This is a genomic window from Nonomuraea sp. bgisy101, from assembly GCF_057708945.1.
The window spans coordinates 18,591-41,600 of the sequence record NZ_JBYITD010000001.1 but is presented as its reverse complement, the minus strand read 5'-3'; the positions used below and the strand labels follow the sequence as shown (position 1 = coordinate 41,600).

The window sequence follows — 23,010 nt, the reverse complement described above, 5'->3', positions numbered from 1 at the left end:
GGGATAAACCCCCGTATGAGTACCTATTAGGTAGAGCTAGGTACCTACGTAGTGCGTGCCGGGGGCTACGGGGTGCCCGGCAGAACGGCGGCCAGCTCGGGGATGCGGGCGCGGTAGCCGTCGAGCAGCCGACGCGCCGTGCCGACCGAGTCGACGAGGGGATGCAGGGCGAACGCCTCGACCGCCAGGCGGGACGAACCCGTCATGGCGGCCTCGATGGCCGTCTGCTCGACCGCCTTGACCTGCTGCATGAGACCCAGGAACCGGCCGGGGAGCGGGCGGGTGGCGAGAGGCCTGATCCCCGCCCCGTCCACGACGCAGGGGATCTCGACGACCGCCTCCTCGGGCAGTCCTGGTACCGCGCTGCCGTTGCGGACATTGAGGATCATGGTGGAGGACTCACCGCGCGAGAGGGCGGCCATGAGGGCGAGCGCGATGCCTTCGTACCCTCCGGCCTCCAGGTCGGCGGCGTCCCGCTCGCCGGCGGCGGCGATGTCGCGGGTCTCGGCCATGTACGTCGCGTCACGCTCCCTGCGTGCCCTGACCCATGCGGTGAGTGCGTGCTCGGGCCGCTCCCGCACCGCCGCGTAGAACCGGTCCTGCTGCGTGACCAGGGACTCACCGCGCGTGTGCCCGGCGCCGTCGAGCGCCGCGACGGATTCGCGGGTGAAGTAGTAGTAGTACAGGTACTCGTTGGGCAGCGCGCCCAGGGTCCGCACCCAGTCGCCGCCGAAGATCCGCGCCTCCTCCACCTGCCGCAACGCGGCGTCGTCGGCGAGCAGACCCGGCAGCATGTCGCGGCCCTCATGGACGAGCCCGCGCAGCCAGCCGAGGTGGTTGAGCCCCACGTAGTCCGGTGACACGCGCGCCGGGTCGAGCCCGAGGGCGGCGGCGGCCCGCCGGACCAACCCGATCGGCGAATCGCAGATGCCGACCACCCGGTCGCCGAGCACGGCCCGCATGGCCTCGGTGATCATGCCTGCCGGGTTGGTGAAGTTGATGACCCAGGCGTAGGGCGCGAGCGCGGCCACCCGCTCGGCCATGCGCACGGCCACCGGGACGGTGCGCAACCCGAAGGCGACGCCACCCGGCCCGGTCGTCTCCTGGCCGAGCAGGCCCAGCTCCAGCGCGACCCGCTCGTCCGCCGTACGGCCCGCCAGCCCGCCGACGCGGATCGCGGAGAAGACGAAGGCCGCCTCGCGCAGCGCGGTGTCCAGGTCGGTGGTGGTCCGCACCAGCGGCGGGTGGTCGTGCTCGGCGGCGAGCCCGTCCAGGACGTGCCGCACGGCCGCCAGCCGCTCCGCCGACACGTCGTACAGCACCACCTCCTCGACACGGGGCTTGGCCGTGTCACGCAGCAGCGCGCCGTACACGAGCGGGACCCTGAAGCCTCCGCCGCCGAGAACGGCCAGTTTCATCGCGACTCCTCACCTGCCACATGACTCATCGGACCTGCCGGGATCCGGGCGATCACGCGAGCAGCACCTCCGCGCCCGCGGCGGCGCAGTTGCGCAGGGTCCTCTCGTCGGCGCCCTCGTTCGTGACGATCACGTCGATGTCGTCGGGGCCGCACACGCGCAGGGCTCCGGTGCCGGGGAACTTGTGCCGGTCGACCAGCAGCACCACCTGGCCCGCCGCCGCGATCATGGCGCGCTTCACCGGCACCTCGGCCAGCGTGGTGTCCACGAGCTGGCCGTCCGGCCGCACGCCGCTCGCGCCCAGGAACACGCGGTCGGCGACCACCTGGCTCAGCGCCTCCTCGGTCAGGACCCCGACCAGCGAGTGGTAGGTACGGCGGACCATGCCGCCGAGCAGCAGGAGCTCGACCTCGGGGTCGGCGCGGAGCACGTCGAGGACGGCGAGGCTGGAGGTGACCACGGTGATGCGGCGGCCTCGAAGGTGGCGGGCCAGGCGCATCGTCGTGGTGCCGATGTCGAGCAGGACCACGTCGCCGTCGCGCACGATCCGGGCGGCGCGGGCGGCCACGGCCTCCTTGTCCTGCTCGTCGAGCGCCGCCACCTCGGCGAAGGTCAGGCCGTCGTCGGTGTCCATGTCGGCGAGCGCGCCCCCGCGCACGCGTTTCAGCGTGCCGTCGCGGTCGAGCACCTCAAGGTCCCGGCGAATGGTGGATGGGCTCACACCGAGCTGGCTGGCGAGGTCGCGAACACTGGTGGCCCCCGAGAGGCGGACACGCCGCATGATCTCCGCATGCCTGAGGTGCTGGAGCACGCTGGGATCCTATCAGTCATTTCTGTGCAGAAGCGAGCATGATGCGTCAAAGATTCGCGCAAAGCACTTGATATGCGCGATTAAACGTGCAAGATTGCGCACAACTCGGTCTGTCGAGGAGGACTCTTCCCGTGTCTGTCCAGGCGTACGACCCTCTCGCCGATCAGCGAACCCCGGAGGGGCCGCAGTTCGACGTCTTCTTAGCGGGCACCGTGTTCCTCGACATCGTCTTCACCGGACTGCCCGCGATGCCCGCAGCGGGCACCGAGATGTGGGCCGAGGGCATGGGATCGTGCCCCGGCGGCATCGCCAACCTCGCCATCGCGACCAGCCGGCTGGGCCTGCGCACCTCGCTGGCCGCCGCGTTCGGCGACGACGACTACGGCGACTTCTGCTGGCGCATCCTCGCGGAGCAGGAATCGGTAGACCTGTCCAGGTCACGACGCTTCGAGCACTGGCACTCACCGGTGACGGTCTCCATGGCCGTCGACCGTGACCGCAGCATGGTCACCCACGGCCACCCTGCCCCCATGTCGGCGTCGGAGATGATCGGCTCCCCGCTGCGCTCCAGGGCCGTCATCGTGGCGCTGTCGGCCGAGGAGCCGCTCGGCGTGCCCGACAAGTGCTCGTGGGCCGAGCTGGCGCACCGCAACGGGGCGCTCATCTTCGCCGACGTGGGCTGGGACCCCTCGGGCAACTGGTCGCCGGCCCTGCTGGACCAGCTCTCCGCCTGCCACGCGTTCATGCCCAACGCGGTCGAGGCGATGGCCTACACCGGCGCCGACACCCCGCGCGACGCACTGTACGAGCTGGCCGACCGGGTTCCCCTCGCCGTGGTCACCGACGGGGCCAACGGCGCCATGGCCATCGACTCCATCACCGGCGAGGAGGCCTACGTTCCCGCGCCGCGGGTCACCGCGCTCGATCCGACCGGCGCGGGGGACGTCTTCGGCGCGGGCATCGTGCTCGGCACGCTGTGCCACTGGCCGCTGGCCGACAGGCTCGCGTTCGCGGGGGTCTGCGCGGCGCTGGCCGTGCAGCAGTTCGGCGGATCGCTGGCCGCGCCCGGGTGGGGGGACATCGCCGACTGGTGGCACGACGTGCGGGCGGCGGCCGGTCACAGCGGCGCCTACGCCGACTCGCTGGCGCGCAGGTACGCCTTCCTCGACAGGCTGGTGCCCACCTCTCCCGTCGGCGCGGTACGGCGGGCCGCCGCGACCATCGCCCGGCACGCCGACCTGGGCATGGCTTCGACGGCCGCCCCGGAGTCCCCGGCCGCCACCACCCGTTCCGCCGGGGAGACACAGGCCGCGCCGGCCCGCTCCACCGAGCCGTACGGGGGGCACGAAGAGCCAGGGAAGCACGAGCCACGCGCCGCGTCCGAGGCCGCCGCCCCGCCGGGCGGGAACGGCGAACCCGAGGACCCGGAGACCCCTCGCGTGCCTGCCCAGAAGGAGTAACACCATGATCGCCTCGACGAGCGAGCTCCAGAAGCGCAACCCGCGCGGCGCCAGGGTGCGCGCCGTCCTCGCCGCCGGTGTCGTGGCCCTCGCCGCCGCGTGCGCGCCGGGGTCGTCGGCTCCGCCCGCGGGATCCTCCGCGCAGCCGAGCGGCTCGGCGGTGAGAACCGACGCCGCCGCCCTCGGCGACGTGACCCTCACCATCTGGGACCAGGAGGTACGCGGCGGCCAGGCCGCCCAGATGAAGCAGCTCAACGCCGCGTTCGAGGCGAAGTACCCCAACATCGAGCTCAAGCGGGTGTCCCGTTCCTTCGACGACCTCAACACCACCCTGCGCCTCGCGCTGAGTGGCAACGAGCCGCCGGACGTGGTGCAGGCCAACAACGGCCGGCCCCAGATGGGCGCCTACGTGAAGGCCGGCTATCTCCGCCCGCTGAACGCCTACGCCGACGCGTACGGGTGGAGGGAGCGCTATCCGCAGTCGGTCCTGCAGTACGTGAGCTACAGCGCCGACGGCAAGATCTTCGGCGAGGGCAACGTGTACGGCCTGCCCCAGGTCGGCGAGGTCGTCGGCATCCTCTACAACGCCGCCAAGCTGACCAAGCTCGGCCTGCGTCCGCCGACGACCTGGGAGGAGTTCGAGGCCGCGCTGGCCAAGGCCAAGGCCGCCGGTGAGGTGCCGATCCAGCTGGGCAACCTCGACAAGTGGCCGGGCGTCCACGTGTTCGGCACCGTACAGGGACGGCACGTCCCCGCCGACCAGATCACCACGCTGGGATTCGGCCGCAAGGGCGCCTCGTGGACCACGCCGGACAACGCCAAGGCCGCCCAGCAGCTCGTCGACTGGGTGGACAAGGGCTACTTCAACCAGGGCTTCAACGGGCAGGGGTACGACGCGGCCTGGCAGGCGTTCGGCAAGGGCGAAGGTGTCTTCCTGATCGGAGGCACGTGGCTGATCGCCGACCTGGAGAAGGTCATGCACGAGGACCTGCGCTTCCTCCTCCCGCCAGGCGCCACACCCCTCGCGACCGGCGGCACGGGCCTGCCGTTCGCCATCACGGCCAAGAGCCCCAACCCCGACGCCGCGGCGGCCTACATCGACTTCATCACCGACGCCGACGCCATGAAGGTCCTCACCGCCAACGGCCTCCTGCCGATCGCCGACACCGACCGGCAGAGCGTGAAGGCAGGCTCGCAACAGGACATGTTCACCGCCTTCGGCACCGTCACCAAGAAGGACGGCCTGGTTCCCTACCTCGACTACGCCACCCCGACCTTCGCCGACACGCTCGGCGCGGCGGTACAGGACCTGCTGGCGAAGAAGTCGACGCCGCAGGAGTTCCTGGCCACGCTGGAGAAGGACTACAAGACCTTCGTCGAAAGCAACGAGTGAGCACGGGCGCACGGCCCAGGCGCGCGGGACGCGGGCGGAGGCAGAGGTGACCCCATCAGGGAGGGCCCGAGCGGGCCGCCCGCCAGGCGAGCCCCGCCGCGTCGCCTACCTCTACCTGTTGCCGGCGTTCGCCGTCTACGCGGCGTTCCTGCTCTACCCCATCGGCCGCGCGGTGCAGCTCTCGCTGTACGACTGGGACGGGCTGAGCCTCGGCCGGTGGGCAGGCGCGGCCAACTACGCCGCGATCGTCGCGGACGAGAGGCTGAGGGCCGCCTTCGCCCACGCCCTGGTCCTCGTCGTGTTCTACGCCCTGGCGCCGCTGGTCATCGGGCTGACGCTGGCCGCGATACTCAACCACGCCAAGGTGCGCGGGCTCGGATTCTTCCGGACGGTGGTGTTCCTGCCTCAGGTCGTCGCGATGGTCGTGGTGGCCGTCGCCTGGCGGCGCGTGTACTCCCCCGACGGCACGCTCAACGGCCTGCTCGGCGCGCTCGGGCTCGACTCGCTCACCAGGGGGTGGCTGGGCGACTACACGTTCGCGCTGCCGGCGGTCGGCGTGGTCGGCACCTGGTTCGAGACCGGTCTGGTGACCGTGCTGCTGCTGGCGGGCATGAGCCGCGTCCCCGCGGAGCTGTACGAGGCGGCCCGGCTCGACGGGGCGGGCGCGCTCAGAGAGTTCTTCTCGGTCACCCTGCCCTCGGTGCGAGGGGAGATCGCGGTCGCGCTGACGCTGACCGTGATCGCCGCGTTGCGGACGTTCGACCTGGTGTACGTCACCACGCGGGGCGGGCCGGGCGACTCGACGTCGGTTCCGTCGTACGAGGTCTACCATCGGGCCTTCGAGCTCGGGCAGGTCGGCTCGGCGGCGGCGATCGGCGTCACCCTCACCGTCGTCATCTTCGCGATCTCGTTCGTGATCAACCGCTTCGCCGACAGGGGTTTCTCGTGATCTCTCGTGGTGAGCGGCTCGCCAACTACGTCATCCTGTCGGTGTTCGCCGCGTTCGCGCTGTTCCCCGTCCTGACGATCCTGTCGGCCGCGCTCGGCCCCGACGACGCCGCAGGCTCGGCGGGGCAGGGGCTCAGCATCGCGGGGCTGCACGTCGGCAACTTCGCCGAGGCCTGGGAGGTCGGGCGGTTCGGCACGTACCTGCGAACCAGCCTGGCGGTGTCGTCGTTCGTCGTGGTGGTCAGCGTCGTGCTGTCGATCATGAGCGGCTACGCGTTCGGCACCATGCGCTTCCGCGGCCAGGGAGTGCTGTTCTACCTGTTCCTGCTCGGGATCATGATGCCGAGCGAGGCGATCGCGGTCCCCCTCTACTTCGATCTGCGTTCCCTCGGCCTGATCGACACGTTCTGGTCGGTCGCGCTGCCGCAGGTCGCGCTGTCGGTGGCGTTCGGCACCTTCTGGATGCGGGCCTACTTCCGCACCAGCAGCCGCGCGATCGTCGAGGCCGCCCGCATCGACGGCGCCTCGACGTGGCGCATCCTGTGGCAGGTGCTGGTGCCCCCCGCCCGTCCCGCGGTCGTCACCCTGACCGTCCTGGTCTTCATGTGGACGTGGAACGAGTTCCTCATCCCGCTGATCATGGTGACCAGCGAGTCGCTGCGGACCGCGCCGCTGGGGCTGGCCTTCTTCCAGGGCCAGTACACCTCCGGCTTCACCCTGCTCGCGGCCGGGTCGGTCATCGTCGCGACCCCGGTCGTGATCTTCTACTTGTTCCTCCAGCGTCACTTCATCCGCGGGCTGCTCCAAGGGGCGGTGCGCGAATAACTCCCGGAGGTTCCATGCTTCTGTCGGGTTCGCCTGTGCCGGGTTCGCTTCTGCCGCGTTCGCTTCTGTCGGGCTCGCCTGCGTCGGGTCCTCCTGGACGCCTGGTGTCGCTCGCCGCCGCGGCCGTACTCGTCCTCGCGCCCTCCGCCCCCGCGCCGACAGGGGTCGTTCCTCCGCCCGGCCCGGCCGCCTCCGCCACCCTTTCGGGCTCCTCCGGCCCGCCCGCCTCCTTCGCGGGCTCCTCCGGCCCGCCCGCCTCCTTCGCGGCCTCCTCCGGCCCGCCCGCCGATCTCGACGCGCTGTTCGTGGGCGCCCATCCCGACGACGAGGCCTTCACGCTGTCGACGCTCGGGCAGTGGAGCGAGGACCACGACCTGCGCACCGGCGTCCTCACGGTCACCAGGGGTGAGGGCGGCGGCAACGCCGTCGGGCCGGAGGAGGGCCCCGCCCTCGGCCTGCTGAGAGAGGCCGAGGAGCGCGCGGCGGTCGCCAAGGCCGGCGTGCGCGAGGTGTTCAACCTCGACGAGGTCGACTTCTACTACACGGTGAGCGCCCCGCTGACGCACCGGATCTGGGGCGAGGACACGCTGGAGAAGGTCGTGCGGGTCGTCCGCCAGACCCGGCCCGAGATCCTGCTGACCATGGATCCGGCCCCGTCCCCCGGCAACCACGGGAACCACCAGCAGGCGGCGCGGCTGGCCGCCGAGGCGTTCTACGCCGCGGCCGATCCCCTGGCCTTTCCCGAGCAGATCACCCGCGAGGGGCTGCGCCCCTTCGCGCCCGCTCGCCTGTTCCTCGGCAGGGCGCGCGGCACCTCCCAGAACGGCCCCGACTGCGCCTCGACGTTCCGCCCCGCCAACCCGGCGCAGAACGTGTTCGGCGTGTGGAGCGGCCGCGTCTCGCCGAGCCAGGGCAGGACATGGGCCGCCATCGAGCGCGACGCCCAGCGCGTGTACGCCTCCCAGGGCTGGGCCGTCTTCCCCGACGTGCCGTCCGACCCCGCCCAGCTCGGCTGCGACTTCTTCACCCTGGTGGACTCGCGCGTGCCGTTCCCCGGGCCCGGCACCGCGGCCGCGGCGGCGCCGACGGCGGTCTTCGACGGCGCGCTGGTCAGGACGGCGGGTGCCGTCCCGCTCGGCACCATGCTCGACCTGCGTCCCAGCACGTTCGACGTCCGCCCAGGCACGGCGTTCACCGTCAAGGTCACCGCGGCCGCTCCTTCCCGTGAGCCGCTCGGCCGCTCGGCCGTGGTGCTGCGCGTCCCCGAAGGCTGGCAGGTCAGCGGGTCCGGCGAGCTCGGCAGGCTCGCCCCCGGGCGCACGGGATCGGCGACGTTCACGGTGACGCCGCCCCAGGGCGCGGCACCAGGCGAGCGGGCGCGCCTCGCGGCGGCGCTCACCACCGAACGGGGCCGCGGCTACACCGACCGGCAGGTCGAGGTGAGCCCGGCCGTACGCGGGGGGCAGCGGCTGCTTCCCCAGGTCGAGCAGTACGAGAAGTGGGCCGCGGAACTCGACGCGCCGCAGCTTCGCGGCCTGGTCACCCCCGTGCTCACCCTCCCGTCCGGCGGCTCCCGCCAGGTGGGCGTCGTGGTCACGAACGTGAGCGACACCACCCAGTCCGGATCCGTACGGCTGGACCTGCCCGCGGGCTTCACCGCCGACCGCGCCGAAGCGCCCTACAGCGGCCTGAGGGCCGGGGCCTCGACGACGGTGCCGTTCACCGTCACCAACACCGACACCTCGCTGAAGACCTCCAACGACGGCGGCGACTACTTCTACACCATCACGACCACCGGCCAGGACGGATCCAGCCTGAGCAGGCCCGCGCTCGAACTCGTCCCGGCGACGTCCATCCCGCGGGCCACGTCGGCGCCCGTCGTCGACGGCGTCGCGGGCGAGGGCGAGTACACCGGCCCCTCCCTCGACGTCTCTCGCCTCTGGGAGGGCTCGGCGTGCTCGTCGGCGGCGGACTGCTCGGGCACGGCCAAGGTCGCCTGGCGTGACGACACGCTGTTCCTGCTGGTCCAGGTGAAGGACGACGTGATCGGCACCCGCCTGCCGGCCTCCGACTGCAAGCGGCACTGGCGCACCGACGCCGTCGAGGTGACCCTCGACCCGCGCGGCACGTCGGAGAACACCGCCACGACGTTCAAGACCGCGGTGCTGCCGGTGACGGCGGAGGGTCCGCCGTGCTTCGAGCGGGACGCCGACAACCATCAGGGACCGGGCGCGGAGACCGCCCCCGGGATGAGGGTGGCCTCGAAGGTCTCCACCGGGGAGTACGCCGTGGAGATGGCCGTGCCGATGGAGGTCCTGCCGGGCGCGGTCGATCCCGCGCACCTCGGGCTGAACGTCCTGGTGTATGACTCCGACACCCAGGACAGGACCGGCCAGACCAGGATCGGCTGGTCGACGTGGGGCGGCGTCCAGGGCGACCCGTATCGATGGGGCATCGCGACGCTGCCGGGCTACCTTCCTCCGGCCGAGCGGCCGACCACCCCGCCCGACCCGGTGATCCCCGACACCGGCCTGTCCAGCCTGGACTCGCCGCAGTCGCTGGAGCAGGCGGTCCTCCTCGGCCTGCCGCTCGCGGGCGGTCCTGCGGCCAAGCCGTCCGAGAGCGGCTCGGTCACCTTCGCCGCGGGCGCGCGGGACGCCGTGAAGGTGACGCTGCGCGCCGGCTCCGCCGGCAGGGCGCACCTGTTCGTCCGTGACGCCCAGGGGACAGCGGGCAGCCGCGTCGTCACCGTCTCCGGCGGGGGTACCACGACGGTGCGCGTGCCGCTGAGCCGTGCCACGGGCGCCCACCCTGTGGTGGTCGCCGGATGGCAGGCGCGAACAGGAGGCACGGCGGCCTCCAGGACCCGCGTGCGGTGACGGATCCGGGTCCCTGACCTGCCAGGGCCGGTACGGCCGGCTAGCCGAGGGCGCGGTCGAGGTTGAACGCCGCGCTGATCAACGCGAGGTGGGTGAACGCCTGCGGGAAGTTGCCGCGCTGTTCACCCGCGACGCCGATCTCCTCGGCGAAGAGCCCGACGTGGTTGGCGTAGGTGAGCATCTTCTCGAAGGCCAGCCTGGCCTCGTCGACCCGGCCGGCGCGGGCGAGCGCCTCGACGTACCAGAAGGAGCAGATCGAGAAGGTGCCCTCCGCGCCCTGCAGCCCGTCCGGGCTCGCCTCCGGGTCGTAGCGGTAGACCAGCGAGTCCGACACCAGGTGGTTGCCGAGCGCCGTGAGCGTGGACAGCCACTTGGGGTCGGTGGGCGAGATGAACTTGGCCAGCGGCATCATCAGCACCGAGGCGTCCAGGACCTCGCCGTCGAGGTCCTGGACGAACGCCTCCAGCCTGGGCGACCAGCCGCGCGTCATGATCTGCCGGTAGATCGTGTCGCGTGTGTGCTGCCAGCGCGCCATGTCGGCGGGCAGCCCGCGACGGGTGGCCATGCGCATGGCCCGTTCGATGGCCACCCAGCACATGAGCCGCGAGTAGAGGAAGTTCTTGCGCCCGCCGCGGGTCTCCCAGATGCCCTCGTCGGGCTGGTCCCAGTTGTCGCAGACCCAGTCCACGAGGGTGCCGACATAGTCCCAGCTGCCGCTGGAGATGGGCTTGCCCCAGTGGTCGTAGAGGTAGATGGCGTCGATGAGGGCCCCGTAGATGTCGAGCTGCAGTTGCCCGACGGCGGCGTTCCCGACGCGTACGGGGCAGGAGCCCTCGAAGCCCTCGAGGTGGTCGAGCTGACGTTCGGGCAGCTGGCAGCGCCCGTCGATGCCGTACATGACCTGCAGGGGTCCCGACTCTCCAGGCGCGCCCGTGGCGGCGCTCCTGGTCAGGAACCGAATGAACGCGTCGGCCTCCTCGGTGAAGCCGAGCCTGAGCAGCGCGTACACGCAGAACGCGGCGTCGCGGACCCACACATAGCGGTAGTCCCAGTTGCGCTCGCCACCGACCACCTCCGGCAGGCTGGTCGTCGGCGCGGCGACGATGCCGCCGCTCGGGGCGTAGGTGAGGAGCTTCAGGACCAGCGCCGAACGGTGCACCATCTCGCGCCACCGGCCGCGGTACCGCGACGCGGACAGCCATCGCCGCCAGAAGGCCACGGTGGCGGTGAACTGCTCCTCGGCCTCGGTGCTCACGCACGACCGGGGTGCGATCCCCTCGCCGACCCTGTCGAGAGCGAAGACGACGCAGTCACCCTCCTCGACCTTGAACTCCGCCCACACGTCCATGCCGTCGACCTCCAGCGGCACGGTGGCGGTCAACGCGAGGGAGAGGGACGCCGACTCGAAGACCGCCTGGCCGTTCACCAGGCGTACCGTGTGCGGCTGGGCGCCGTAGTCGAACCGCGGCGCCACCCGCACCCGGAACGGAAGCGATCCCCGGACGCAGGACACCCGGCGGATCAGCCGGTGGCGATCGGGCTCGAGCGATTCGTCGGCGACGGGCATGAAGTCCTGGATCTCACCCAGTCCGTCCTCGGAGTAGAAGCGGGTGATCAGTACGTTGGTGTCGGGAAAGTAGAACTGTTTGGTCCTCGCGGGCACATTGGCGGCCAGTTCGAACGACCCGCCCTTGTCGGAGTCCAGCAGCGAAGCGAACACGCTCGGAGCGTCGAACCTCGGACAGCAGTACCAGTCGATCGTGCCGTTCGTGCCCACCAGCGCCGTCGTGCGCAGGTCTCCGATCAGACCATGGTCCGAAATGGGCAGGTACCGGGCGTGCGGGGCCGTCCCGAAGTCTTCTGTGGTCACTTCAGCCTCCCGCTGTTGCGACTCGTCCGACGGCCAAAGCCTAGGTAAGCGTGATGCCCACCTGGGTCTGCCCGTGTCAAAGACTCGGCAGGGGTTTCACGTGGATTCGTCCGCCTTGCCGCGTTGCGCGACGTTCCGGGCTCGCACCGAAGGGCCTTGAGGCGCCGGTTCGGGCACTCACCCGATCAGCCCGAGGTGCGCGATCCCGGTGGAGAACAGGAACTGGATCCCCGACACCACCTACGGCCTCGGCGTCTCCTCGGTGAAGCTGCCATGCGGCACGACGGTCTGGGGCATGGGCGGCGCCATCCATGGATCGTGGTCGTACGCCTACGGCCCCCGTGACGGCCGGCGCATGGTCGCGACCAACATCAACGGCGACGGGGCCGGCGACGGCTGGAAGGACCCCATCGGCATCTTCACCGACGTGCTGCAGGCGGAGTTCTGCCCGGACGATTCCACACCGCGGCGCTGATCGGCCGTGCCCAGGGGGCGTCCCTGCCGGCCGGGCGAAGGAGGCGTAGCCTGGAGGGAACTCGCCCCGAGGACGGCCGGATGCCGGGGGCGTCAGTCAGCCGAAGCAGAGGGTGGCCGCGCGGTCCGCGATCACCCGGCGCGTCATGACAAGACGCGCATGATCGGACACTTAGAGTCATCGCCATGGACGCCTTGGATCTCGCACGCTGGCAGTTCGGGGTTACGACGGTGTACCACTTCCTGTTCGTGCCCGTCACGATAGGGATGTCACTGTTGGTGGCGATCCTGAACACGGCCTGGGTACGCACCGGCAACCCCGCCTACCTTCGCGCCACCAAGTTCTTCGGCACGCTCTTCCTGATCAACTTCGCCATGGGCGTGGTGACGGGGCTCGTTCAGGAGTTCCAGTTCGGGATGAACTGGAGTTCCTACTCCAGGTTCGTCGGCGACATCTTCGGCGCCCCACTCGCGCTGGAGGCGCTGCTCGCCTTCTTCCTGGAGTCGACGTTCCTGGGCCTGTGGATCTTCGGGTGGGGCCGGCTGCCGAAGCGGGTGCATCTCGCCTGCATCTGGATCGTCGCGATCGGCACGATGCTGTCCGCCTACTTCATCCTGGCCGCCAACTCGTTCATGCAGTGGCCGGTGGGCTTCAAGATCAACGGGCGGGCGGAGCTGGTCGACTTCGGGGCCGTGCTGACCAACAAGGTCCTGCTGGCCACCTTCCCGCACACGATCTTCGGCTGCTGGCTGGCCGGAGGGGTGATCCTGATGGCGGTCTCCTCCTGGCATCTGGCCAGGGGGAGGGATCTCGACGTCTTCCGCCCCTCCCTCCGGCTCGGCGTGATCGCGGTGCTGGTGGGCGCGCTCGGCGTTACCGTCTCCGGCGACCTCCTCGGCAAGACGATGACCCAGACCCAGCCGATGAAGATGGCCGCCGCCGAGGCGCTCTACGAGACCCGGCAGCCCGCGCCGTTCTCCCTGTTCACCATCGGGACGCTCGACGGCACGGAGCCGATCTTCCAGTTGGAGATCCCCGGCCTGCTGTCGCAGTTGGCCACCGGCTCGTTCGACGGAAAGGTCCAGGGCATCAACGACCTCCAGGCGGAGTACCAGAAGAGGTTCGGCCCCGGCGACTACCGCCCCTACATCCCGATCGCCTACTGGGGTTTCCGGCTGATGATCGGCTTCGGCATGCTGGCCGCCCTGGTCGCACTCGTCCTGCTCTGGATGACCCGCGGGCGACAGGTCCGCGGCAAGAGCCTGCTCTGGAAGGCCGCGGTCTGGTCGGTGGTGCTGCCCTTCCTGGCGCACAGCTTCGGGTGGATCTTCACCGAGATGGCCCGGCAGCCGTGGATCGTCTTCAGCCAGATGAAGACCGTCGACGGCGTCTCCCCCACCGTCGGCGCGGGCACCGTGCTCACCTCGCTGATCGTCTTCACCGTCCTGTACGGCGTGCTGGCCCTGGTGGAGGTCGGCCTCATGATCAAGTACGCCCGAGTGGCCCCGCCGCCCGCCGACCAGGCGGAGCCGCGCGACGGTGGCGAGATGTCGTTCGCCTACTAGGAGGATCGCGCAGTGGAGCTCACCGACATCTGGTTCGTGGCGATCACCGTCCTGTGGGTCGGCTATTTCGTCCTGGAGGGGTTCGACTTCGGCGTGGGCATGCTGCTGCCCGTCATGGCCAGGAACGAGACCGAACGCCGGGTGATGATCAACACGATCGGCCCGGTCTGGGACGGCAACGAGGTGTGGCTGATCACCGCGGGAGGCGCCACGTTCGCCGCCTTCCCCGAGTGGTACGCCTCGCTGTTCAGCGGGTTCTACCTGCCCCTGCTGCTGATACTGCTGGCGCTGATCGTGCGCGGGGTGGCCTTCGAGTACCGCGCCAAGCGAGACTCCATGACGTGGCGGCGGCGCTGGGACGCATGCATCGTGGCCGGCTCGTTCGCTCCCGCCCTGCTGTGGGGGATCGCGTTCGCGAACATCGTGCGGGGCGTGAAGCTCGACGCCCGGCACGAGTACGTCGGCGCGTTCTGGGACCTGCTCAACCCCTACGCGCTGCTCGGCGGGCTGACGACGCTGGCGCTGTGCGCCACGCACGGCGCGGTCTTCCTGGCGTTGAAGACCACGGGGGAGATCAGCGGCCGCGCGGCCGTGCTGGCGCTGAGGACGGGCGTGGCGGCGGCCGTGCTCGCGGTGGCCTTCCTGACCTGGACGCAGATCCAGGGCGGCACGCTCGGCACGGTGATCCTGTCCGCCGTCGCCGTCCTGTCCTTCGCGGCCGCCCTCGGCGCCGTCGCCAAGGGCCGCCAGGGCTGGGCGTTCCTTCTGTCGGCGGTCGCCATCGGCGTGACCGTGATCAGCCTGTTCGCGGTCCTCTACCCCAACGTCCTGCCGTCGACCGTCAACCCGGCCTACAGCCTGACCGTCGAGAACGCGGCCGCGACGCCGAAGACGCTCGGCATCATGACCTGGGTCGCGGTGATCTTCTTGCCGCTGGTGTTGCTCTACCAGAGCTGGACCTACTGGGTCTTCCGCCGCAGGATCGGCGTCGGAGACATCCCTGCCCACCACTGATCCCGAGCGAACGATTCCGCACGGATAGCCCACGCGGACGCCCCACGCAGACGACCCCACGCAGACGACCTCGTGCAGGCGGCCCGCGCGGACGCCCCCACGCGGACGACCCCACGCTGACAGCGCGTGCACGGACAGCGCGTGCACGGACGGCCCCACGCGGACGCCGCGTGCACGGACAGCGCGTGCACGCGGATGGTGCGCGCGCGGATGGTGCGCGCGCGGATGGTGCGCGCGCGGATGGTGCGCGCGCGGACAGCGCGTGCACGCGGACGGCGCGTGCGCGGATGGTGCGCGCACGGGCCAGTGTCCGCGGCCGGTGAGGCGAGGCGAAGGACGGCGTCAGGCGAGGCGCGGGGCGCCAGGGGAAGCGGGGGGCGGGGGGCGGGGGGCGGGGCCGAGGCCTCTACCGGGTCCGCGGACGAAGGTTCGTCAGAATGGCGTGGTCCCGCCCGCGCCGAAGCGGGTCTCGTGGTCCCACACGTGGGTGCATCCGGGGCACTGGAGGTGCAGCCTGCTTCCGGTGGTGCCGAGCAGGTAGCGCCAGTGCGCCCCGCAGTTCCGGCCGCCGCTGCACTCCCCGCACTCCCTGTTGTCGAAGCAGCCGGGGCACGACACCCATGCCCTGCGCCCCAGATCGGCGTGCGGATCAATCGGCAGCATGGCCCTGCCCCCTTCGCGGGAGCACCCCGGCCGCCACGAGCATGTCGTAGGCCTCCTGCTGCCGCTCGTCGAGGCCCGAGTAGAGGAGGTCGTAGGCCGCCTCCTCACCTCGCATCACCGCCGGGGGATCCCAGTTCGCTCCGAGCGCCGCCATGACGGCGGCCCGCCGGCGAGTCTCGTCCGTGGTGAGGTCGAACTCGAAGACGGCGTGTGCGCTGTTGCTGTGGTGGCTCATGGCGCGGCTTTCCGGTGGGATGACGGGCGCGACATCTGCATGATCGTGGGAGGCGCCTCCTGGGGGGCCCGCGAAGGGGCTCAGGGCGAGGGCCGAGAGGGGGGTCTTTGCGATCACTCGAAGGCGCGCTGGGACGAGACCCCTTCCTTGAGGAGGAGTCTTGCCCTTTTGTATACCTTATGTCCCTTTTTGTGGTCAATTCATGACTTATGTCACGAAAGTCTGGGCGCGGGTGACCACCTCCGCGCCCGGTCTCGCTCGCGCGCACCCACAGGGCGGTGGACGGCGCGTCCTCGGCCGGGCGGATGAAGACCGCCACGATGATCTCCTCACCCTCGACCGGAGGACGCGATCCGGCCGACCGGAGGACGCGGGTCATGCCGACCGAGGTGAGCACATCGGGGATGAATCCGTCCCCCAAGTCAGGCCAGGGGAGGTCTTCCACGTCTGCTCGGGCTCCCAGCCTCCCGGGTCGCTCTCGTGAAAGGAACGGCACGCCCCTTTCACGAGAGGCACGCTGGAGGTTTCCCTGGCCGGTGGGGTGTCAGCCGCAGTTGCCCCAGGCCGTACGCTCGCCGAGGGCCCGCGGCGTGCTGCTGACGAAACGGTCGCCGGCTCTCAGTCCGGTGACCACCCCCTGGTAGGCGACGCACCTGCCCTTCGCGTACGCCTTCACGGGGCCGGCGTAGTGCGTGAAATAGTTGGCGTCCTGCCGCTTGTCGAGACCCCGGCGGGCCAGGCTCACGCCGGTCCAGGTGGGCTCTCCGACGTACTTGGTCTTGATGGTGACGGCGCAGTTCTCCCCGGTCCGCGCGCTGTACAGCAGGTAGACATGGCCGAAGACGATGCCGTGGCCGTCGACCACGGCCCGAGTGCCGTCGTCGACCCGGCCGAAACCGTTGCCGCAGATCCCTTCGGGGGTGTATCCGGTGGCGGCGTCGGCGGGTAACGCGGTGAGGGTGGTCGCGGCCAGAGCCACGACGACGCACTGCGCCGGCTTGCTGCGAACCATGGGTTCCTCCCGTTTGCCTCTGATGATCGGCGGGGATCCGCCACGACACAAGCCTTGACAGGGCCGCAAGTCGCTGGGTTCGACCGCGTTGACGCGTTCCGGGAGCTACGGGGTGGTTTCGGTGAGAGCATCGAGACACTGGCCGGCGTGAGGGAGCGGCCATCCGACGTCGCCGTCCATCCGAGTACGAGGGAAGCCCGATGACTCACCCGTTCGAACTGAGCCAGGAGATCGAACTCGACGCCACTCCTGAGCAGGTCTGGGACGCGATCGCGACCGGGCCGGGCGTCGACTCGTGGTTCATGGGACGCACCGAGCTCGGCACGTCCGTCGGCGCTCCCGCAGGTCTCACGATGATGGGCCACACCGAGCGGTCCACGATCACCGCCTACGAGCCGGGCGCACGCCTCGCCACCCGCGGAGAGGAGGCCCCCGACGGGCGGTTCATGGCGCTCGAGTATCTGATCGAGGGACGCGGCGGCGGCACGACCGTGCTGCGGCTCGTGCAGAGCGGCATGCTCGGCGACGACTGGGAGACCGAGTTCGAGGCGATGAAGGCCGGCTGGCCCATCTACCTGGAGACCCTCAAGCAGTACCTCACGTACTTCGCCGGCCGTACCCCGTCGGTCGCCACGGTCGTCCGGCCGGGAGCGGGCGGCCCTGACACCGTCTGGAAGATCGTCACGGAGTCGCTGGGCGTCACGCCCGACGTCGGCGAGGGCGACGGCGTCCGGCTCCCGGACGGCTCCTCCGGGGTCGTCTACTACGCGAACCTGCCCGTCAACCTGGGCGTCCGGACGGACGAGGGTCTGTACCGTTTCATCCACTCCGGTACCGCCCGCGGAGACGCCCTCGTGCTCGGCCACCAGAACTTCGCCGATCACGACGAGCAGGCCGCGTGGGACGCCTGGGCGGCCGAGCGCTTCGGCTGACGCGCCGACCCGATCAGCGGCGACGGTCGGGGCGGCGTCCACCAGGTGGTGGCAGGCAGTGCGGCCGGACCTGCCCACGAGCGCGGCAGGACGCCCGCAGGCAGCCGGCCAGGCGTGCCGGCCACGCGAGGCAACCACGCGAGGCGACCTGGGGAAGCCGGCCAGGCGAGGCAGCCTGGGGAGCGGGCACGGGCGGCGGCTTGCCTAATGTGACGCGCGGGCCTGCAGGAGGTCGGTCAGGAAGTGCAGCAGGGCGGCCGACGTGGTCGCCGAGGTGATGGCCTGCTCCTCGATCAGTTGCCGGACGCCCAGCATCGGCAACCACTCGGCCCGCCCGTCCTCCTGGCCACCGGCCGGCGCGGTGCCGGAGGACGCCTGGTGGGCGACGAAGATCAGGTGGTCGCAGTCGGCGACGTCCTCGGCGGGACGGACCCGCATCAACGGCAGCAGCGGCCCAGGCCGCCAGCCGGTCTGTTCCTCCACGTGACGGGCCGCGGCCGCCTCTGGCTCCTCGCCCTCGCCGATCTCGCCGAGCGGGATCTCCCAACCCCACGTGTCGGTGACGAGATGGTGCCGCCACAGGAGCAGGACGCGCCCGCCATGGAGGACCACCGCTCCAGCGGCGCGAGGCATGCGGACGAAGGGTCGCTCGACATGCCCGCCGTCGGTCAGCGCGACGTCCACGACGCGAAGATCGACCCCGTTGGCCGCGTAGAGCAGCCTTTCCGACCGTCGCATGGGATGCTCCTCACCGATTCGCCGGGACCTGCTCTCCGAGACCACGCACCGAGGCGGACGCCTCCCACTCCGAGCCCACGCGCCGAGGCGGACGCCTCCCACAGACCACGCACCGAGGCGGACGCCTCCCACTCCGAGAATACGCACAAGGTGCTCGCACCCGCCCGGGAGGGAAGAACGTCGGTGGGAGAGATTAGCCTGGGCTGTGTCGTCCTGCCGCGGGCGACGCCGGGCTTCGGCTCGGCCCCAGGTGATGGATGTCCCAGCGTTCGACCGGGGGGGAAGCGATCGTGGGGTCTTTCGCGGGCGGAGGGCTGCCCCCGGATGACGTCGTCGTCACGGCCCTGCGCGCGGGCGATGAGGCGATGTTCGCGGTGCTGCTGGACACCTGGTCAGGGGGCTTGCTCCGGGTGGCCAGGTCCTATGTGTCCACCGACCACTCGGCGGAGGAGGTCGTCCAGGACACGTGGCTGGCGGTGATCGGCGGGATCGACTGCTTCGAGGGTCGTTCCTCGGTCAAGACGTGGGTGTACCGGATCCTGGTCAACACCGCGAAGAAGCGGGGCGTGCGCGAGAGCCGTACGCTGCCGTGGAGCGCCTTCGAGCAGGACGGCGGGTCCGCGGGCCTGGGCCCCGTGCCACCGGGCGGCTGGAAGGAGGTCCCGGCGGCGTGGCCGACGCCCGAGGGCGAGGCGCTGGCCTCGGAGGTGCGCGAGCTGATCGCCGAGGCCCTGACCAGGCTGCCTCCTCGGCAGCGGATCGTGATCACCCTGCGCGACGTCGAGGGGTGCACCTCCGACGAGGTGTGCGAGATCCTGGAGATCTCGGCGGCCAACCAGCGGGTCCTGCTGCATCGCGCCCGTGCCACGGTGCGCGACCGGCTGGCGGACTATTTCGAGTTCGTGAAGCAGCCAGAATAATTTCGCGTGCTCTTTCCTGCCGTGGAGGAGCCACAATAAGTGAAACGGTTCATCTCCATGCGGTAAGGGGCGGTCACGTCGTGAAGCGGTTCACCTGCGACGAACTGGTGGAAGTCATCACCGCCTACCTTGAGGACGCCCTCGACCGGTCGGCGCGCGACGGCATGCGGGCGCATCTGGCCCGCTGCGAGGGATGCGAGCGCTACGTCGAGCAGTTCCGGGCGACCATCGGCGTCCTCGGCGACCCGCCTCCGGAGAAGCTGCAGGCCGACGTGCGCGACCGGCTCATGTCCTCCTTCCGCGAGCGGCAGCGGTCGTAGGCGAGACCCCTCCCCCTCGGGTGGCCTCACGGCCGACCGCCGCACCGAACTCCGCCGCACCCCGAACCGGGTCGCCTCACGGCCGACCGCCGCACCGAACTCCGCCGCACCCCGAACCGGGTCGCCTCACGGCCGACCGCCGCACCGAACTCCGCCACACCCCGAACCGGGTCGCCTCACGGCCGACCGCCGCACCGAACTCCGCCACACCCGAATCCGTCTGTAACGCTCGCGCGGTTCGCGGGTCTGTAGACCTATGCGCCGTGCGAAGGGGACACGATGACGGGGCTGACCGCCGAGGGCACGCCGCTGCGGGAGGCCTCGGAGGTGGCGGAGTTCGCGCGCCGCTGCTTCCGTCCCGCCGCGGCGGACCGCGTGGGCGTCGAGCTGGAGTTCCTGGTTTTCGACCGTGCGGCGACGGCCGGCCACGTGCCGCTGGCCCGCGTCGAGCGTGCGCTGCCCGCGCTGCCGGGCGGCAGCCGCGTGACGTTCGAGCCGGGCGGCCAGCTCGAGCTGTCCGGCCCGCCCGGCCCGCTGCGTGACGCGATCGCTCTCCTGTCCGCCGACGTAACCGCCGTGCGCGAGGCCCTCCGCGCGGCGGGGCTGGCGCTGGCTGGGGTCGGCCTCGACCCGGTACGGCCGGCCTTCCGCCAGCTGCGCCTGCCCCGCTACGAGGCGATGGCCGAGTTCCTCGGCGTGCCGTACGGGCCGCTGATGATGTGCTCGACCGCGTCGATCCAGGTCAACCTGGACCTGGGCGCGCGGCCGGCGACCCGCTGGGAACGGGCGCACGCGTTCGGGCCCGTGCTGATGGCCGCCTTCGCCAACTCGCCGCTGAGCGGCGGCAGGCCGTGCGGCTGGATGTCGGGCCGCCAGGCCGTATGGGACCACCTCGACCGCACCAGGACCTCGCTCGTGCCCACCTCGGGCGATCCTGCCGCGGACTGGGCCGAGTACCTGCTGGACGCCCGGCTCATGCTGGTGCGGGAGGACGAGGAACGCTATCGCCCGATCCGCGACGGCTCGACGTTCCGCGACTGGCTCGACGCCGACGGCGAGCGGCGGCCCACAGCCGAGGATCTTCTCTATCACGCCACGACGCTCTTCCCCCCGGTGCGCCCCAGGGGCTGGCTCGAGATCCGCTACCTCGACGCCCAGCATCCGGCGACCTGGCCGGTCTGCGTGGCCGTGACCCACGCCCTCGTCACCGACGACCGGGCGGCCGACGCGGCGCTGGCCGCCATGGAGCCGCTCCTGTGCCGGCAGCTGTGGGAGGTGGCGGCGCGGTGCGGGCTGGCCGACCCGCGCCTTCACCGGGCCGCCGAGGCGTGCTTCCGCGCCGCGTTGGAGGCGCTGCCTCGCCTCGGCGTGACGAACGGCCTGGTCGCCGAGGTGGCCGCGTTCGCCGACCGACATGTGACGACCGGCCGCTCCCCCGCGGCCGACCTGATGGCTCCGATGTCGAAAGGGCGCGTTCCGACCTGGCTGAACGACGAGGGATGAGGATGAACGACTTCAAGGAACGTATCGCGGCCGAGCTCATCGCGGTGCGCGACCGCTCGCTCGCCTACACGGAGGCGGACGACGACCTGCTGGTCCGCCAGCACTCGCCGCTGATGTCTCCGCTGGTGTGGGACCTGGCGCACGTGGGCAACTACGAGGAGCTCTGGGTGCTGCGCGAGGCGGCCGGCATCGACCCGCTGCGCCCCGAGATCGACGACATCTACGACGCGTTCAAGACTCCGCGCAAGGACCGCCCGAGCCTGCCCATCCTGGGCCCGGCCGAGGCCCGCCGCTACATCGAGGGCGTGCGCGGGCGCGTGCTCGACGTCCTCGACACGATCGAGCTGGACGGTCCCGACCCGCTGCACCGCGACGGCTTCGTGTTCGGCCTGGTGATCCAGCACGAGCACCAGCACGACGAGACCATGCTCGCCACGCTGCAGCTGTCCGGGCAGGTCGGCCTGGTGCGCGACGGCGACCTGCCGCCGGGCCGGAGCGAGGGCCCCGAAGAGGTGTTCGTGCCCGCCGGCCCCTTCCTCATGGGCACCGGCACCCTGCCCTGGGCGTATGACAACGAACGGCCCGCCCACCGGGTGGACCTGCCCGCGTACTGGATCGACCGGCTCCCCGTCGGCAACCGGGCCTACGCGGCGTTCATCGAGGACGGCGGCTACGACGACGCCCGCTGGTGGTCCGCGGAGGGCCGGCAGTGGAAGCAGCGGAGCGGCGCCTTCGCCCCCCTGTTCTGGGTCAGGGACGGCGACGCCTGGTGGCGCACCCGCTTCGGCCGTACCGAACCCGTCCCGATGGACGAGCCGGTCCAGCACGTGTCCTGGTACGAGGCCGACGCCTACGCGCGCTGGGCGGGCAAGCGGCTGCCCACCGAGGCCGAATGGGAGAAGGCCTGCGGCTGGGACCCGGGGACCGGCACGGCGCGCCGGTACCCGTGGGGCGAGGAGGCCCCGGCCGCTGAGCGGGCCAACCTGGGCCACCGCGCCTCCCACCCCGCCCCGCTGGGCGCCTACCCGGCCGGGGCCAGCGCGTACGGGGCCGAGCAGATGGTGGGAGACGTGTGGGAGTGGACCGGCTCCTGGTTCCAGCCTTACGACGGCTTCCGTAGCTTCCCGTACAAGGAGTACAGCGAGGTGTTCTTCGGCGAGCAGTATCGGGTGCTGCGCGGCGGCTCGTGGGCGGCCGACCCTGCGGCGGTGCGGACCACGTTCAGGAACTGGGACTACCCGATCCGCAGGCAGATCTTCACCGGCTTCCGCTGCGCCCGTTCGGAGCTGGTCTGAGGTGTGCAGACACGCCGCGTGGCTGGGCGCCGCCCGCCCGCTCACCTGGCTCATCCACGAACCCGACTACGGCCTGCTCAAGCAGTCGTACGCACCACGGCGCCAGCGCGCAGGCCTGGTCAACGCCGACGGGTACGGCATGGGCTGGTACGCCCCCGGGCGTGCCGAGCCCGTGCGGTACCGCCGTGCCGTGCCCATCTGGACCGACGCCAACCTGCCCGCGCTCGCGCAGGTCGCCCGCTCGACCTGCCTGCTGGCGGCCGTGCGCTCGGCCACCGTGGGCATGCCGATCGAGGAGAGCGCCACGGCGCCGTTCACCGACCGCGGGTGGCTGCTCAGCCACAACGGGCGCGTCATCAGGGACGCGCTGCGCGATCTCGCCGACGATCTGCCCGACCGGGCGGAGAGCGCGTGCGACGCCGCCTGGGTGGCCGCCGCCGTGTTCCTGCGCGGGCGCGCAGGATTCGGTCTGGGCGAGGCCATGGCCGAGGTCGTCGTCCGCGCCGGGGAGAAGGACCCCGTCGCCCGCCTGAACCTGCTCGCCTGCGACGGCGCGTCGATCGCCGCGACCGTCTGGGGCGACACGCTCTTCTACCACCGACTCCACGACGGCGTGCTCGTGGCCAGCGAACCGCTCGACGACCGGCCCGGATGGCAGGCCGTTCCCGAGCGCAGCCTGCTGACGGCCACCCGCGACGACGTACGCGTCCAGCCGTTGTGATCTCACCTCAGGA

21 protein-coding genes are annotated in these 23,010 nt (G+C 71.2%); 14 read left to right on the top strand and 7 right to left on the bottom strand.

The window, feature by feature from the left end; all coding sequences use genetic code 11:
- Positions 1–65: 65 nt before the first annotated feature.
- Positions 66–1,418 carry a 6-phospho-beta-glucosidase gene (locus AC3EO4_RS00195; RefSeq protein WP_431892753.1) on the bottom strand — a complete coding sequence of 451 codons (1,353 nt, stop codon included), beginning with the start codon at positions 1,416–1,418 and terminating at the stop codon, positions 66–68.
- A 52-nt stretch (positions 1,419–1,470) separates the two neighbouring features.
- The gene (locus AC3EO4_RS00190; protein ID WP_379579992.1) at positions 1,471–2,229 is read right to left on the bottom strand and encodes a DeoR/GlpR family DNA-binding transcription regulator; all 759 of its coding nucleotides are present in this window, start codon (positions 2,227–2,229) and stop codon (positions 1,471–1,473) included.
- 131 nt (positions 2,230–2,360) lie between these two features.
- On the opposite strand from AC3EO4_RS00190, the gene AC3EO4_RS00185 reads away from it, so the two are divergent.
- From AC3EO4_RS00185 to AC3EO4_RS00165, 5 genes are all read left to right on the top strand, one after another.
- Positions 2,361–3,689: a PfkB family carbohydrate kinase gene (locus AC3EO4_RS00185; RefSeq protein ID WP_379579994.1), complete on the top strand. Its 1,329-nt coding sequence runs from the start codon at positions 2,361–2,363 to the stop codon at positions 3,687–3,689.
- 4 nt (positions 3,690–3,693) lie between these two features.
- Positions 3,694–5,082, top strand: coding sequence for an extracellular solute-binding protein (locus AC3EO4_RS00180; protein ID WP_431892749.1), 1,389 nt, complete (start codon positions 3,694–3,696; stop codon positions 5,080–5,082).
- A 46-nt stretch (positions 5,083–5,128) separates the two neighbouring features.
- On the top strand, positions 5,129–6,031 hold the full coding sequence (locus tag AC3EO4_RS00175; protein ID WP_431892746.1) for a carbohydrate ABC transporter permease: 903 nt from the start codon (positions 5,129–5,131) through the stop codon (positions 6,029–6,031).
- On the top strand, positions 6,028–6,855 hold the full coding sequence (locus AC3EO4_RS00170) for a carbohydrate ABC transporter permease (protein WP_431892743.1): 828 nt from the start codon (positions 6,028–6,030) through the stop codon (positions 6,853–6,855). Before AC3EO4_RS00175 ends, AC3EO4_RS00170 begins: the two co-directional genes overlap by 4 nt.
- A gap of 104 nt (positions 6,856–6,959) precedes the next feature.
- The gene (locus AC3EO4_RS00165; RefSeq protein ID WP_431892741.1) at positions 6,960–9,734 is read left to right on the top strand and encodes a sugar-binding protein; all 2,775 of its coding nucleotides are present in this window, start codon (positions 6,960–6,962) and stop codon (positions 9,732–9,734) included.
- A 40-nt stretch (positions 9,735–9,774) separates the two neighbouring features.
- Here the strand turns inward: AC3EO4_RS00165 and AC3EO4_RS00160 are convergent, their stop codons facing one another.
- A complete protein-coding gene (locus tag AC3EO4_RS00160) occupies positions 9,775–11,604 on the bottom strand; it encodes a glycoside hydrolase family 15 protein (RefSeq protein WP_431892738.1) in 1,830 nt (609 codons plus the stop codon).
- Positions 11,605–11,812: 208 nt separating this feature from the next.
- Between AC3EO4_RS00160 and AC3EO4_RS00155 the strand changes: the two genes are divergently transcribed.
- The 3 genes from AC3EO4_RS00155 to cydB all read left to right on the top strand — a co-directional run bounded on the left by AC3EO4_RS00155 (position 11,813) and on the right by cydB (position 14,658).
- Entirely contained in the window at positions 11,813–12,079 is a 267-nt protein-coding gene (locus AC3EO4_RS00155) for a hypothetical protein (protein WP_431892736.1), read from the top strand.
- 185 nt (positions 12,080–12,264) lie between these two features.
- The gene (locus AC3EO4_RS00150; RefSeq protein WP_431892733.1) at positions 12,265–13,644 is read left to right on the top strand and encodes a cytochrome ubiquinol oxidase subunit I; all 1,380 of its coding nucleotides are present in this window, start codon (positions 12,265–12,267) and stop codon (positions 13,642–13,644) included.
- Positions 13,645–13,656: 12 nt separating this feature from the next.
- On the top strand, positions 13,657–14,658 hold the full coding sequence (gene cydB, locus AC3EO4_RS00145; protein ID WP_431892730.1) for a cytochrome d ubiquinol oxidase subunit II: 1,002 nt from the start codon (positions 13,657–13,659) through the stop codon (positions 14,656–14,658).
- Between the two features lie 432 nt (positions 14,659–15,090).
- Here the strand turns inward: cydB and AC3EO4_RS00140 are convergent, their stop codons facing one another.
- The 3 genes from AC3EO4_RS00140 to AC3EO4_RS00130 all read right to left on the bottom strand — a co-directional run bounded on the left by AC3EO4_RS00140 (position 15,091) and on the right by AC3EO4_RS00130 (position 16,568).
- Entirely contained in the window at positions 15,091–15,321 is a 231-nt protein-coding gene (locus AC3EO4_RS00140) for a hypothetical protein (protein ID WP_379580011.1), read from the bottom strand.
- Complete coding sequence (locus AC3EO4_RS00135; protein ID WP_431892727.1) at positions 15,308–15,556, bottom strand: DUF6400 family protein; 249 nt, start codon at positions 15,554–15,556, stop codon at positions 15,308–15,310. Before AC3EO4_RS00135 ends, AC3EO4_RS00140 begins: the two co-directional genes overlap by 14 nt.
- 544 nt (positions 15,557–16,100) lie before the next feature.
- Positions 16,101–16,568 carry a hypothetical protein gene (locus tag AC3EO4_RS00130; protein ID WP_431892724.1) on the bottom strand — a complete coding sequence of 156 codons (468 nt, stop codon included), beginning with the start codon at positions 16,566–16,568 and terminating at the stop codon, positions 16,101–16,103.
- A 200-nt stretch (positions 16,569–16,768) separates the two neighbouring features.
- On the opposite strand from AC3EO4_RS00130, the gene AC3EO4_RS00125 reads away from it, so the two are divergent.
- Entirely contained in the window at positions 16,769–17,500 is a 732-nt protein-coding gene (locus tag AC3EO4_RS00125) for an SRPBCC family protein (protein WP_379580014.1), read from the top strand.
- Positions 17,501–17,704: 204 nt separating this feature from the next.
- Here the strand turns inward: AC3EO4_RS00125 and AC3EO4_RS00120 are convergent, their stop codons facing one another.
- Positions 17,705–18,238, bottom strand: a complete 534-nt coding sequence (locus AC3EO4_RS00120; protein WP_379580016.1) for an NUDIX domain-containing protein — start codon at positions 18,236–18,238, stop codon at positions 17,705–17,707.
- 290 nt (positions 18,239–18,528) lie between these two features.
- Here AC3EO4_RS00120 and AC3EO4_RS00115 point away from each other — a divergent pair, with 290 nt between their 5' ends.
- From AC3EO4_RS00115 to egtC, 5 genes are all read left to right on the top strand, one after another.
- Complete coding sequence (locus tag AC3EO4_RS00115; RefSeq protein WP_379580018.1) at positions 18,529–19,158, top strand: RNA polymerase sigma factor; 630 nt, start codon at positions 18,529–18,531, stop codon at positions 19,156–19,158.
- Between the two features lie 80 nt (positions 19,159–19,238).
- A complete protein-coding gene (locus AC3EO4_RS00110) occupies positions 19,239–19,478 on the top strand; it encodes an anti-sigma factor family protein (RefSeq protein WP_379580020.1) in 240 nt (79 codons plus the stop codon).
- 279 nt (positions 19,479–19,757) lie between these two features.
- A complete protein-coding gene (egtA, locus tag AC3EO4_RS00105) occupies positions 19,758–20,981 on the top strand; it encodes an ergothioneine biosynthesis glutamate--cysteine ligase EgtA (RefSeq protein ID WP_379580022.1) in 1,224 nt (407 codons plus the stop codon).
- Positions 20,982–20,983: 2 nt separating this feature from the next.
- Positions 20,984–22,276 (top strand): ergothioneine biosynthesis protein EgtB, encoded by a 1,293-nt coding sequence (egtB, locus tag AC3EO4_RS00100; protein WP_379580024.1) that lies wholly within the window; start codon positions 20,984–20,986, stop codon positions 22,274–22,276.
- A 1-nt stretch (position 22,277) separates the two neighbouring features.
- The gene (gene egtC, locus AC3EO4_RS00095; RefSeq protein ID WP_431892719.1) at positions 22,278–22,997 is read left to right on the top strand and encodes an ergothioneine biosynthesis protein EgtC; all 720 of its coding nucleotides are present in this window, start codon (positions 22,278–22,280) and stop codon (positions 22,995–22,997) included.
- Positions 22,998–23,010 lie beyond the last annotated feature (13 nt).